Genomic DNA, 13,807 nt, shown 5'->3' on the forward strand with positions numbered 1-13,807 from the left:
TCATCCCCGCTTTCTTGTAAACCTGCCAAAAAGGGACAGGTTTATTTTGGTAGGTTTTACCTCTCGAATAGCAGGTAAGCGGGCGGCCGAGCAGACGGCAAGGTAGCCATGATCCAAATGCGGAGGGCGGCCCCGAAAGACCGCCCTCCGCTCTCCCGCCATGAGTCGAGATTTGGCTAATGGATAAGCTTAAAGTCCAAGTGCCCACGCGTGGTATTGACGCGCGAGACCTCGATAATCACGCGCTGGCCCAGTTCATAGCGAGTCCCCGTGTCGGCGCCCGTCAGCGTAAGCGCATCCTCGTCGAACTCGAACCACTCGTTGCCCAGGCTCTTGATCGAAACCAAGCCTTCGACCTGCGTCAGGTCCAAGCGCACAAAGAGGCCCATGCTGCTAACCCACGAGACGGTTCCGGCATAGCGCTCGCCCAGACGGTCCTCATAGTACTGGGCAATCTTGATCTTTTGCGTCGCATGGCTAGCGGCATCTGCCGCGCGCTCGGCATCGCTGCATGCGCGGCAGATCTGCGGCAGAATGCGCGGCAGCGACTCGCGCCCCTTGCCGATCAGCCGCGGCGTACGGACCAGGGCGTCCTTGCCGCCGAGCTGCTCATAGGCCAACTGCAGTTTGAGCACGCGGTGCACCACCAGATCGGGGTAGCGACGGATGGGACTCGTAAAGTGACAGTAGCACGGCGCGGCGAGCGCAAAGTGGCCCTCGTTGCGCGGCTTGTACAGTGCGCGCTGCATGCTGCGCAGAAGCAGCGTGTTGACGAGCGGTGCGTTGGCCGTACCGGCGGCAGCATCAACTGCAGCCTGTAGCTCATCGGGACTCCCCAGGGCGATACCGGCAGCACGGCGATCGTCGATGATGCCCAGCTGCGCCAGCGCAACGGCGGCACCGTGCAGGCTATCGGGGCTCGGATCCTCATGCACGCGATAGCAGGCCTCGATATCACGGTCTGCCAGCCACTCTGCAACGCACTCGTTGGCGAGTAGCATGGCTTCCTCGATAAGCGACGTGGCACACGAACGCTCGCGCGCCACAATCTGCACGGGTACTCCGTCCTCATCCAATAGAGCGCGAATCTCGGCCGTGTCAAAATCGACTGAGCCGCGGGCACGACGAATACGACGGCGAAGTTCGGCGAGTTCGTTGGCGGCGACAAGGAAATCGCCGAGGTCGACGTTATAGCCGCGAGCAGTTTCCTCGCACGCAAGACCGCGCTCAAGCGCCTCCTCGCGCGAGGCCTCAGCAGCCGCAACATCCTCAGCGGCGCCTTCCAGCACCCCATACTCCACCGCGCCGGCACGCACCAGCAGCGCCTCGGCGCCGTCATAGTCCATACGCACACGCGAGCGAATCACGCTGGGGTACGGATCGTAATGCCGCACGCGACCCTGCGCATCGAGTTCAATGTCAACGGTAAACGCAAGACGGTCCTCGTCAGGGCGAAGCGAACACAGGTCACAGGACAGGCGTTCGGGCAGCATGGGAAGCACGCGATCGGCCAGATACACCGATGTCGTACGATGGCGAGCCTCAAGATCGATATGCCCGTCCCAAGCCACATAGTGAGAAACGTCAGCGATATGCACACCCAGCTTGTAGCCACCCTCGGGCGTGCGCTCAAGCGAAATGGCATCGTCAAAGTCGCGCGCGTCGACCGGGTCGATCGTGATGACAAAGCGGTCGCGCAGATCGCGGCGGAGCGGGTCCTTAAGCGCCGCGGACACATCGAGCGAAAGTCCCTCGGCCTCGTCCAGCGCGGCCTCGGGATAGCTATCGGTATAGCCGTAACGCGCCATCACGTATTGAACGCCCAAATCGGGCGCGTCATCTCCGCCAATGCGGCGTTCGATCGTCACGGTGCCCGATTCCAGGCGCGTCGGGTAGGTCAAAATGCGCGCGACAACGGCATCACCCGGGTGGACGCCCAGACGATCCGCCGAGGTATCCTCGGGCAGAATGAAGAAGTCGGCCTTCAGGCGCGAATCGAGCGGCTCGATCACACCGAGCGGACCAGCGGTCTGGTACGTACCCACCACGCTTATGGCTGCGCGCTCAACCACGCCTTCGATCACGGCGCGCCGCTCACCGTGCGGGCTGTTCTTAATGCTCACGGCAACGGTATCGCCATCCATGATCTCGCACTTACCGCGGCCCATAACCTTGTAGTCGCCGCTCTCGGTTATGACATAGGCGCCATGCTCATGGAGCTGCACGCGCCCGGTCAGGCTCGGACGGCGTTCGCTGCGCACCGGCCCACGCTTATTGCGAGCACCGCGCTTATGCTTGTTATTGCGCCCCATGGCGCCTCCTTGCTATCGATGACGAACTCCAAAGAGTCTACCCAAATGATTCGCTTTCCTGCCGTCCCCTAGAGATCAAAAAACGGGCCACCCCATAAGAGGCGACCCGTTGGAAGGGATGAATTCCAGGCATGCCTACACGCGCAGGTAGCGGCGCATGGCTATGGCAGAACCAAAGAGACCGATAATCACACCGACCAGAATCAGCGCAGCATAGGTCACCAGGTAGTACTGCATCGGCAGGGCAAACGACATCCAGCCGATGCTCTCCTGCAAACGCGGAATCATCAGATTGCGCAGCAGCTCCAGAACGCCGATGGAAAGCAGCGAGCCCAAAATGGCCTGCAGTACGCCCTCGGTGATAAACGGGCCGCGAATGAAGCCGTTGCTGGCGCCGACCAGACGCATAATCGCAATCTCACGACGACGCGCCGTGATGGACAGGCGAATCGTGTTGTTGATGAAGATGAATGCGATAAAGGTCAAAAGGCCAACGAGCACCACGGCGGCGATGCGGATGTAGTTGGTCACCTGGAACAGGCGGCTCACTTCCTCTTGGCCGTACAGCACGCTCGCGTTGACGTCGCCGTCATCCGCGATCTTCTGGAAGTCGGCGTTCTTCTTGAGCTTCTGGGCCGTGCTCTCGACCTTGGACGGATCGTCCATCTCAATTGCAAACGAAGCCGGCAGCGGGTTCTGGCCATCGAGCGCGCTCATGGTGGCGTCGGCGTTGCCCGACATCTTGCTCGTATACTCGGCCAGCGCGTCGTCCTTGTCCTTATAGGTCACGGACTTGACGTTATTCCACGTCTTAAGCTCGGCCTCAAAAGCCTGAACATCGGCCTGATCGGCGTCATCGCTAATGAACGCGTTGATGACAACCTGATCCTCGACGGTGCCGATCACGGAGTTCAGCATCGCGGAGCCCATGATGAACAGGCCGATGATAAACAGCGAAAGGAAGATCGTGATGACGGCGCCGAGCGAGGTAGTCCAGTTACGGAAGAAGTGACTGATTGCCTCTTTGAAGGAGTAGCCCACGTTAGTTGGTGCCATAGTTGCCGTAACCTCCCCTCTCCTGGTCGCGGATAACGTGGCCGCCCTCGAGGGCGATCACGCGACGGTGCATGCTATCGACCATCTCGCGGTCGTGCGTGGCGACGATCACGGTGGTGCCGGTGCGGTTAATACGCTCGAGCAGCTTCATGATGCCCAGCGAGATCGCCGGGTCGAGGTTGCCCGTGGGCTCGTCACAGATCAAAAGCGGCGGGCGGTTGACCATGGCGCGGGCAACGGCAACGCGCTGCTGCTCGCCACCGGAAAGCTGGTCGGGCAGCGAGTCCATCTGATCGGCCAGACCGACCAGACGCAGCACCTCCGGCACCTGGCTGCGAATGACGCCCTTGGGCTTGCCGATGCACTGCAGGGCAAACGCCACGTTTTCGTAGGCGGTCTTTTGCGGCAGAAGCTTAAAGTCCTGGAACACGGCGCCAATCTGGCGGCGCAGGAACGGAACCTTGCGGTTCTTGATCTTCATGAGGTCCTGACCGGCAACCAAGATGCGGCCGCTCGTCGGCTTGACGTCGCGGTTGAGCGTCGACAGCAGCGTGGTCTTACCCGAGCCGGAATGACCGACCAGGAAGACGAACTCGCCCGGATAGATCTCGATGTTGATGTCGTCGAGTGCAGGCTTGTTGGGCTGTGCCGGATAGATCTTGGTGACATGCTCCATAAGGATGACGGGCTCGACACCGGCCTGCTTGGCCATCTTCTTGCGGCTGGCTTGCGGATCGATGGGCGCAAACACCGACGTAAAATCGGGGTTGTTGAGCGCGTTATCGAGGCTTGCGACCTCGGCGGCCTGATCGCTCTCGACCACCGGGGCAGCAGGCTGCGTGGGATCGGGAATAGCGGCAAAGAGACCGGACTGCGCAGGCTGAGGAACCGGCGTCACAGGGGCCATGGGGTCGGGAATGCCGGCCATGGTAGGCTGCGGCGTGGCGGCGCCAGCCTGAGGCTGCTCCACGCGAGCGGTCACGGCCTGAACGGGCTCAAAACCCGCCGTGCCGGAAAGCGCGACATCGCTGGTGGGATTGTAGGCAAAGGGATCGGATGCCGGCTGTGCCTGATCTGCCGGCTGAGCGGGGGCCTGAGCAACAGGCTGGCCCTCTGAATCCGGAGTGGCGAAACGACTGCCCTGGACGCCCGTCTGCGTCTTGGGGGCATCATCGCCCGCACCGGAGGTACGGAAGTGGTTACCCACTGGTGCTCCTTATCGTCGTGCGTTTAAACTACATGAGCGCTTTGTATTTTAGCAGCATTAGCTTTACTGCACATAAGAAGCATGGCGGGGTTTGGGTCTCACCGACCGGGCGCAGGGTTACCTCCCAAATCGTCCTCGCGCATGGCCGGCATTTGTCCTGCTCCTGCGGAGCTGCGGACAAACGCCGGCCTGCGCCGCGGAAAGATTTGGGAGGTAACCCTGCGCCCGGCCTGCGGCTACTATGGGGCCGACGCACCAACTTGAGATGCTGCGCATACAAAGTTGGAAGGGTCTGAATTGCACTTTGTTGGGATGGGCCCGTTTCCCCATGGGAACTTTGCTTGGCAGGACTCTAATTTAAATTCAGCATAAACAGGGGCGCCCTCTTTGAGGACGCCCCTGTTCTGGCTTGTTTGCGGTTGTCGACGCGATACTTTGCCTCGTCTTGCCTTATGCCAAGAACTCCTTGGTGGTCGCCACGATGTTGGCGGCGTCCAGGCCGTACTTGTGCAGGAGCTCGGCACCCGGGCCGGACTCGCCGAAGGTGTCGTTGACGCCAATCTTCTTGAGCGGCGTCGGGCACTGCTCACACAGGACGTCGGCAACGGCGCTGCCCAGGCCACCGATCACAGAGTGCTCCTCGACGGTCACGACGTGGCCGGTCTTGGTGGCGCTCTTGACGATCAGGTCGGCATCGATGGGCTTGATGGTGTGCATGTTGATGACCTCGGCGTCGATGCCCTCGGCAGCGAGCTGCTCGGCGGCCTCGAGAGCCTCGCCGACCATCAGGCCGCAGGCGATGATGGTCACATCGGCGCCCTCGCGCATGACAATGCCCTTACCCAACTCGAACTTGTAGGTCTCGGGGTCGTTGATAACCGGCGAGGCCAAACGGGCGAAGCGCATGTACACCGGACCGTCGCACTCGTAGGCGGCGCGCGTCACGGCGCGGGCCTCCACGTCGTCGGCGGGAACAATTACGGTCATGCCGGGGATGACGCGCATGAGGGCGATATCCTCGCAGCACTGGTGCGTGGCGCCGTCCTCGCCCACCGAGATGCCGGCGTGCGTGGCACCGATCTTAACGTTGAGGTGCGGGTAGCCGATGGAGTTGCGGACCTGCTCAAAGGCGCGACCGGCAGCGAACATGGCAAAGGTACTCGCGAAGGCAACACGACCAGTGGTCGCGATACCGGCGGCGACGCCCATCAGGTTGCTCTCGGCAATGCCCACATCGAAGAAGCGGTCGGGGCAAGCGGCCTTAAACTTACCGGTCTGCGTGGCGGCGGCCAGGTCGGCGTCGAGGACCACAAAGTCATCGTGCTCGTTGGCGAGCTCGACGAGGGCCTCGCCGTAGCTTACACGCGTGGCGATTTTCTTGACGTCTGCCATCCTAGAGCTCCTCTCCGGCGGCCGTGAGCTCTGCCATGGCCTGCTCAAACTGTTCATCGTTGGGGGCCTTGCCGTGCCAGCCAACCTGGTTCTCCATAAAGGACACGCCCTTGCCCTTTGTGGTCTCGGCGATAATGGCGGTCGGCTGCCCCTTGGTGGCGCGAGCCTCGGCAAAGGCGGCGCGGATCTGGTCGAAGTCGTTGCCGTCGGCGAGCTCAACCACGTGGAACTTGAACGCGCGGAACTTGTCGGCGAGCGGCATGGGGTCGTTGACCTCCTCGACGGGACCGTCAATCTGAAGGCCGTTGTGGTCGACGATCACGCAGAGGTTATCGAGCTGCTGGTTGCCGGCAAACATGGCGGCCTCCCAGACCTGGCCCTCCTCGCTCTCGCCATCACCCAGCAGGGCGTACGTGCGATAAGTATCGCCCCAGTGCTTGGCGGCAACGGCCATGCCCACGGCGGCGGAAATGCCCTGGCCGAGCGAGCCGGTGGACATGTCGACGCCCGGGGTGTCGTTCATGTTGGGGTGACCCTGCAGGTGGCTGCCGATGTGGCGCAGCGTCTCAAGATCCTCCTTGGGGAAGAACCCGCGCTCGGCGAGCACGGCGTACAGGCCCGGAGCGCAATGGCCCTTGGAGAGCACAAAACGGTCGCGATCGGCCTTGCGGGGATCGGACGGGTCGACGTTCATTTCCTCAAAGTACAGATAGGTCATGATGTCGGCAGCACCGAGCGAACCGCCCGGATGGCCGGACTTGGCAGCGTGCACGCCGGTGACGATGCCCTTCCTTACCTCGTTGGCAACCTTTTTGAGCTCTTCGTCGCTCATTGTGCCTTCCTTTCATCCTCTTTAGACAAGATGCGCACGGCACCGAAGGTAATCCCAACACAGCCGCAATGCACGTACGTCATTCATTATGCTGGAAACTGATGGCTTTACCAGAGTTTTTATCATTATTTGAACAATTTAGCAGGCAGAACCGCTGATGAAACGGTTTATCAATGTGAACGTCTTTTGGATGGAACGCGGTCGCCCCTACGCGCTAATGTCCTTGAATCCCTCGCCGAAGGCTTCCGTAACGTCAGCGACCGTCACAATGGCGTGAGGATCGCGCTCGCGCACGATCGTCTTAAGGGTATTGAGCTCTCGACGGCTCACGATGACCATGATCACCGGCTTCTCGGCACCCGAATACATGCCAGTCGCCTTAAACTTGGTACAACCACGACCCAGGCCATACATAATATCGGCAGCGATATCAGGGAACTTGTCCGAGATGATGAGTACCATACGACGCTTGTTGCCGCCATCGACCACGGCATCGATCACGTAGCCGCTAATGACCATCGAAAGGCCTGCATATAGTGCATTTTCGATTGAAAAGACCGGAGCCGACAGCGCACATACGGCAACATCGATCGCCATGACGGTCGAGCCCACGGGCAGCGAGGTATTACGCGAGATGATTTGGCCAATCGTGTCCGAGCCGCCGGTGTTGGCGCCGGCGCGCAGCACCATGCCATAACCGATGCCCGTGATGATGCCGCCCCACATAGCGGGCAGCATCAGATCGGCATGTGCCAGCGGCGCCACAAACGGAGCGAACAGGTCGGTGAAAAAGCCCAGCAGCACAAAGCCTGTCGCCGTCTGCACCACGTAGAACATGCCGCCCTCGCGCATAACGACCAGCAGCAGCAAGGCGTTCATCACGATCGTCTGAATACCAACGGGAAGCGATAGACCGCGCGATGCGCCGACCGCCTGGATAATGGTGGCAAGGCCCGTAACGCCACCGGCAGCAAGGCCGTTAGGAATCAAAAACAGGTCGGTCGCAATAGCGGCCAGAGCGCACCCCAACATAATCTGGGGCAGGTCGTGAAAGAAGTTCATCGAAAGAATGCGCTTAATGTCCAGACGATATGCCATGCTGCCTCCCTCAAAAAAGCGCACCCCATCGGATGCGCTTTGAACTTCTTCTTGTATTCGATTCTACCGATTCGCCGGACAAAAACCACCCCTGCGCAGGGTTTATTCCGAATACAAACCCGTCCAACCGTTGGGCTTAGCATCGGCTTGAAGCCGCCCGATGTTTTAGATCTCCGAGCCTTCTACATCGGCGTTGCCGGTAGCCCAACGGTGATAGCCAATCACAAACGGATCCAAATCGCCATCGTCAAGAACGGCCTCGACGTTGCTGGTCTCCACGCCCGTACGCAGGTCCTTAACCATCTGGTACGGGTAGAGCACGTAGCTGCGGATCTGGTTGCCAAAACCAATCGTGGTCTTGGGTCCGCGAATCTCGTCCAGGGCCTCGGCACGCTTCTCGAGCTCAATCTCGTACAGGCGAGCCTTGAGGATCTGCATGCACGCGGCCTTGTTCTGGATCTGGCTGCGCTCGTTTTGGCAGGTAACCACAATGCCGCTGGGGAAATGCGTCACGCGCACGGCGGAGTCGGTGGTGTTTACGCCCTGGCCACCCGGGCCACTTGCGTGGTACACGTCGACGCGGATGTCGTCGGGGTTGATCTCGATATCGATATCGTCGGGCAGCACCGGAATGACCTCGACGCCGGCAAACGTGGTCTGGCGGCGCTTCTTGTCGTCGGTGGGGCTAATGCGCACCAGGCGGTGGACACCGGCCTCGGCGCGAAGCATGCCAAAAGCATCCTTGCCTTCGACGGTAAAGGTCGCGCGATCAATGCCAATGACCTCGGCCGCGGGGCAATCGTTGATGGTGACCTTCCAACCGCGGCGCTGGCAGTACTTCATGTACATCTTAAAGAGCATGAAGGTCCAGTCCTGGGCCTCCAAACCACCCTGCCCGGGCTTGATGGTCACAATCGCGTCGCCATGGTCGAACTCCCCGGTAAACCAGCTCGCAAGCTCAAGCTCGTCGATGGCGCGGGCCAGGCGTTCTGCCGTAGCGGCAGCCTCCTCGCGCAATGCGACGGCGTCGGGGTCATCCCCCATCTCCTCGGCAAGCTCCAGCGCAGCGCGGGCATCGGAAAGCTCGCCGCGCGCGGTGTCCACGGCAGCGATATCTTCCTTGGTGCGCGCGATCTCCTCCATCGTGGCGCGAGCGGCATCGGCGTCGTCCCAAAAGCCCGGGGCGACGCTTTTGGCCTCGAGCTCCGTTACGCGGGTGCGCTTCTCGTCCAAATGGAGGTACGACTCAACCTCACCGAGCCGGTCCGCAAACGCGTCCAGCTCGGCGGGCGTTACCTCTAAAGCCTCAGCCATTAACGATTCCTGCCGTGGCAGTACTTGAACTTCTTACCGCTACCGCAAGGGCACGGGTCGTTGCGGCCCACGTTGACGTACGGATCGTCGCTCTCGGACTTGCGGTAGGTCGTCACCTTGCCACCGTTGTTGACGGCAGCCGGTCCGCCTTGGACAGCCGTGCGGGCCTGCACCTGCGCCTGCTTGCGCAGCACCGAGTCGCCGTTGTCACCATCGACCTCGGCAGGACCGGAGAAGTGCGCACCCTCGAGCGCGGGCTCCTCCTTGTGCTCCACGACACGCGGGGCAGCCTTGATCTCGATGCGCAGAACCGTGCGCAGGTAATCCTCGTACATGGTGTCGACGAGTATCTGGAACGCGCCGTAGGCCTCGGTCTTGTACTCGACCAGCGGGTCGCGCTGGCCAAAGCCGCGCAGGCCGATGCCGGTCTTGAGGTAGTCCATCTCCTGCAGGTAGTTCATCCAGCGGGTATCGATGACGCGCAGCATGACCTGGGTGTTGAGCTCGCGCATCAGGTCCTCGCCCAAGCGCTCGGCTTTCATGTTGTAGCACTTCTCTACGTAAGCCAGGACATCGGCAGCTAGGGCCTCATAATCCTCGTCGGGGAACTTCGGCGTATCGATGTGGCCGGTGAGCTCCACAACCCACTTGCGCAGGCCCTCCAGGTCGCGCTCGCCATCGTGACTGTCCTTGGTGCAGAACTCCTGCACGCAGCGGTACACGGTATCGTGCATGACCTCGGTGATGTGGTCGGTCAGATCCTTGCCGTCCAGAATCTTATTGCGCTCGGCGTAGATGACCTGGCGTTGCTTGTTCATGACGTCGTCGTACTCAAGGACGCTCTTACGCATGGAGAAGTTGATGCTCTCGACCTTGTGCTGGGCGCTCTCGACAGCCTTGGAGATGATCTTGTGCTGGATGGGCATATCGTCGCCCATGTCAGCCGTGACCATCATCTTGGAGACGCGGTCCATCTTGTCGCCGCCAAACAGACGCATGAGATCGTCCTCGAACGACAGGTAGAACTGGGTCTCGCCCGGATCGCCCTGACGGCCGGAACGGCCGCGCAGCTGGTTGTCGATACGGCGGGACTCGTGGCGCTCGGTGCCGATAACGGTCAGGCCGCCGGCGGCAAGAACGCGCTCGCGCTCGGCCTTGCAAGTCTCCTTGGCCTCGGCGTTAAACTGCTCAAGCTGCTCGGGCGTTACGTCCTCCATGGTCAGGCCCTCGTACTCCAGGCGCTCGCGCACCAGCTCGTCGGGGTTACCGCCCAGCAAGATGTCGGTACCGCGGCCGGCCATGTTGGTAGCGATGGTCACGGCGCCATAGCGACCAGCCTGGGCAACGATATGGGCCTCGCGCTCGTGGTGCTTGGCGTTGAGGACCTCGTGCGCGATGCCGCGCTTGGTAAGGGCGGCCGACAGTTTCTCGGAGCTTTCGATGGAGACGGTGCCCACCAGGACCGGCTGGCCCTTGGCGTGACGTCGCTCGACGTCGTCGGCAACGGCGTTGTATTTGGCCTGGATGGTGCGGTACACCAGGTCCTCGTGGTCAACACGCTGCACGGGCTTGTTGGAGGGGATGACCTCGACGGGCAGCTTGTAGATCTCGCGGAACTCGGCATCCTCGGTGAGTGCCGTACCGGTCATGCCGGAGAGCTTGTCATACAGACGGAAGTAGTTCTGCAAGGTGATGGTGGCCAGCGTCTGGTTCTCCTCGCGCACGAGCACGCCCTCTTTGGCCTCGATGGCCTGATGCAGGCCCTCGGAGTAGCGGCGGCCTTCCATAATGCGGCCGGTGAACTCGTCGACGATCTTGACCTCGCCGTTGGTGACCACGTACTGCTTGTCGCGGTGGAACATGTACTGGGCCTTCAGCGCCTGCTGCAGGTGGTTGACCAGCTGACCGGAGAGATCGGCATAGATGTCATCGATACCCAAGCGGCGCTCAATCTTCTTAAGGCCGCGCTCGGTGGCGGCGATAGTGTGCTTGGCCTCGTCCATGACGTAGTCGCCCGTGGGCTCAACGTCCTCGGTGGCGGTGAGCATGTCGTGCGACACGTCCTCGCCGCGCTCAAGGCCGCGCACGGCACGCGCGAAGTCCTTGTAGGTGCTGGCGGACTTGGTGCCGGCGCCCGAGATGATGAGCGGGGTACGTGCCTCGTCGATCAGGATGGAGTCGACCTCGTCGACGATGGCGTAGCTGTGGCCGCGCTGTACGCGCTGCTCGGGGCGGGTGACCATGTTGTCGCGCAGGTAGTCGAAACCGAACTCGGAGTTGGTGCCGTAGGTGACGTCTGCCTGGTAGGCCGGACGCTTGAGCTCGAGCGGCATGTTGTTCTGGAGCAGACCGACGGTCATGCCCAGGTACTTGTAGATGCGGCCCATCCACTCGGAGTCGCGCTTGGCAAGGTAATCATTGACAGTAACGACGTGCACGCCCTTGCCGGCAATAGCGTTGAGGTAGCCGGCCAGCGTGGAGACGAGCGTCTTGCCTTCGCCGGTCTTCATCTCGGCGATATGCCCCTCGTGCAGCGCCATGGCGCCGATGAGCTGTACGTCAAAGTGACGCATGCCCGTGATGCGCTTGGAAGCCTCGCGCACGGTGGCAAAAGCCTCGGGGAGCATGTCGTCGAGCGACTCGCCGTTGGCGTAACGCTCGCGGAACTTATCGGTCTGGCCGCGGAGTTCCTCCTCGGTCATCTTCTCAAACTGGGGCTCAAGACCGTTGATCTGGTCGACGATCTTGTAGTAGCGCTTAAGGTCCTTATCGGATCCAAAGGACAGCAGCTTTGACATGAATCCCATGTGGTTTTCCTTTTTGGCCATCGCCCACGCCGTGCAGCTGCGGGCGAGTTAAACACAGATGATTGTACTTTAGCCAAACAAGGCGCGGCCTATACGGTCGACCTCGACCGCCACGTAATAACTATGACCAACCTGCCACAATGGGACAGGTTTATTTTGGCAAGTTTTATCTGAGCAAACGCCGTCTCTCTGCCATTTGGTGCCACGGGGACAGGTTAGCTTGCACCAATAAAAAGAAAAGGGCCGCGCACCCAAATGGATGCACGGCCCTTATGCCATGAATGCGAGCGATTCCGCGGCGAGCTATTTACTCAGCAGCCTCGGTGGTCTCGGCCTCGGCAGCGGCCTCCTCGACGGGAGCCTCTGCGGGAGCCTCGGCGGCCTGCTTGGCAGCCTCCTCGGCGAACTTAGCAGCACGCTTAGCCTTCTCGGCAGCCTTAGCCTCAGCGGCGGCCTTGCGAGCGGCCTCGGCCTCAGCAGCCTTGGCGGCCTTGGCAGCCTTGGCCTCCTCAGCCTTCTTGAGCTGGGCGGCAGCGGCGCCACCGAACTTGTCGGCGAAGCGCTGGACGCGTCCACCGGTGTCGACGAACTTCTGCTGGCCGGTGTAGAACGGGTGGCACTCGTTGCAAAGCTCGACCTTCATCTCGGACACGGTAGCGTGCGTCTTGAAGGTGTTGCCGCAGGAGCACGTCACCGTGCACTCGACATACTGGGGATGGATACCCTGCTTCATGGTAGGACTCCTTATTGGTCAGGCGCTGGTTACCGATCAGCGCATAAGGCGTCTTGGTTTCCGACCAAGACAACAAACTCGGCTATGGTACCACGGCGCCGCGCGTCCCACAAAAGGTTCACGGTCTTTTCGGAACGACACGAATCTGACCCATCGAAACACATCTCCACCGTTCCTTCAACTGGGAAAATGCCGTCCCCGGGGCCTGAGAAGGGCCCCGGGGACGTTCGACTGACTGCGGGAACGGCCTTTCCGCTCAATGTGTTCGGCTGAGATCGGAAATCAGCCAAACTGAACTAGGTTCAGCTGGCATGGTTAAAAACGGGGGCGACGCTTTTGCGTCACCCCTCGTCCCGGCCGGTTGCTTTAGTTGTACACACGGTAGTTACACTTGAACTGGGTTATGTGTCCATAGTTGGAGCGGTACCAACCCGACGTATAGCTGATTGCCTCTGCGCCTAGATAGTCGTAGCCCTTGTTGTAGCGAAGCTGACGGTAGGTCGTGTCGTACTCTGCTACGTAAAACGTGTCTCCAGAGAAGGCTTTGTACCGGTCTTTAACCGTCGAAGCCATGTACGCGGGTTCGACATCGCCTTTCTCTCCGTTGAGCGCATAGACGGGTGCCGCGATTCCGCATAAAGCCGTTGCCACGAGGATGGCGTAGACAGCCATGCGCGACGCGTTGGACTTCAGCTGTTCAAATAGTTTCATGTCATTCACCTTCCTCGTATGTATCGAGGTATTCCTGCTTGAGCGTCTGCGAGGACGACTTGATCTTTTCCACGAGCGTGCCGGCCTCGATGAAGTAGAACGAGTTGGTGAGGTCTGCCAGGTCGTCGAGCAGATGGCTTGAAATGAGCACGCTGCGTCCCCGCGCCACTTCGCTGCGCATCGCGTCGCAGGAGGTTTTCCGTTTTCCCGGATCGAGACCGTTCAGCGGTTCATCGAGGATGAGGTACGGGCAATCGGTCGCTATCGCCATGGCAAGCTTTACCTGCTGCTTCATTCCTGTCGAGAGTTTACGGGTCGGCTTGTCGAGATATGGGGAGATTCCGA

11 protein-coding genes are annotated in these 13,807 nt (G+C 60.9%); all 11 read right to left on the bottom strand.

Annotated elements, in window-relative coordinates; all coding sequences use genetic code 11:
• Positions 1-176 precede the first annotated feature (176 nt).
• The gene (locus AAAT03_RS08760; protein WP_349103129.1) at positions 177-2,312 is read right to left on the bottom strand and encodes an RNB domain-containing ribonuclease; all 2,136 of its coding nucleotides are present in this window, start codon (positions 2,310-2,312) and stop codon (positions 177-179) included.
• Between the two features lie 135 nt (positions 2,313-2,447).
• Entirely contained in the window at positions 2,448-3,368 is a 921-nt protein-coding gene (gene ftsX, locus AAAT03_RS08765) for a permease-like cell division protein FtsX (protein ID WP_089572231.1), read from the bottom strand.
• Positions 3,355-4,575 (bottom strand): cell division ATP-binding protein FtsE, encoded by a 1,221-nt coding sequence (ftsE, locus tag AAAT03_RS08770; RefSeq protein ID WP_349103130.1) that lies wholly within the window; start codon positions 4,573-4,575, stop codon positions 3,355-3,357. The genes ftsX and ftsE overlap by 14 nt, the downstream gene beginning before the upstream one ends.
• A gap of 450 nt (positions 4,576-5,025) precedes the next feature.
• On the bottom strand, positions 5,026-5,967 hold the full coding sequence (locus AAAT03_RS08775; protein WP_006235309.1) for a transketolase family protein: 942 nt from the start codon (positions 5,965-5,967) through the stop codon (positions 5,026-5,028).
• A 1-nt stretch (position 5,968) separates the two neighbouring features.
• Positions 5,969-6,799, bottom strand: coding sequence for a transketolase (locus AAAT03_RS08780; protein ID WP_117638068.1), 831 nt, complete (start codon positions 6,797-6,799; stop codon positions 5,969-5,971).
• Positions 6,800-7,006: 207 nt separating this feature from the next.
• Complete coding sequence (locus AAAT03_RS08785; protein ID WP_117564199.1) at positions 7,007-7,897, bottom strand: YitT family protein; 891 nt, start codon at positions 7,895-7,897, stop codon at positions 7,007-7,009.
• A 165-nt stretch (positions 7,898-8,062) separates the two neighbouring features.
• A complete protein-coding gene (prfB, locus tag AAAT03_RS08790; RefSeq protein ID WP_271806612.1) occupies positions 8,063-9,211 on the bottom strand; it encodes a peptide chain release factor 2 in 1,149 nt (382 codons plus the stop codon).
• On the bottom strand, positions 9,211-12,018 hold the full coding sequence (secA, locus tag AAAT03_RS08795; RefSeq protein WP_349103131.1) for a preprotein translocase subunit SecA: 2,808 nt from the start codon (positions 12,016-12,018) through the stop codon (positions 9,211-9,213). Before secA ends, prfB begins: the two co-directional genes overlap by 1 nt.
• Before the next feature lie 307 nt (positions 12,019-12,325).
• Positions 12,326-12,751, bottom strand: a complete 426-nt coding sequence (gene rpmE / locus AAAT03_RS08800; protein ID WP_006235303.1) for a 50S ribosomal protein L31 — start codon at positions 12,749-12,751, stop codon at positions 12,326-12,328.
• A gap of 366 nt (positions 12,752-13,117) precedes the next feature.
• Positions 13,118-13,462 carry a hypothetical protein gene (locus AAAT03_RS08805; RefSeq protein WP_006235302.1) on the bottom strand — a complete coding sequence of 115 codons (345 nt, stop codon included), beginning with the start codon at positions 13,460-13,462 and terminating at the stop codon, positions 13,118-13,120.
• Position 13,463: 1 nt separating this feature from the next.
• Positions 13,464-13,807 (bottom strand): ATP-binding cassette domain-containing protein (locus tag AAAT03_RS08810; protein WP_349103132.1); only part of this gene is annotated, 344 nt, incomplete at its 5' end.

Source organism: Collinsella sp. CLA-AA-H167 (genome assembly GCF_040095305.1).
In the GTDB taxonomy this organism is placed as follows: Bacteria; Actinomycetota; Coriobacteriia; order Coriobacteriales; family Coriobacteriaceae; genus Collinsella.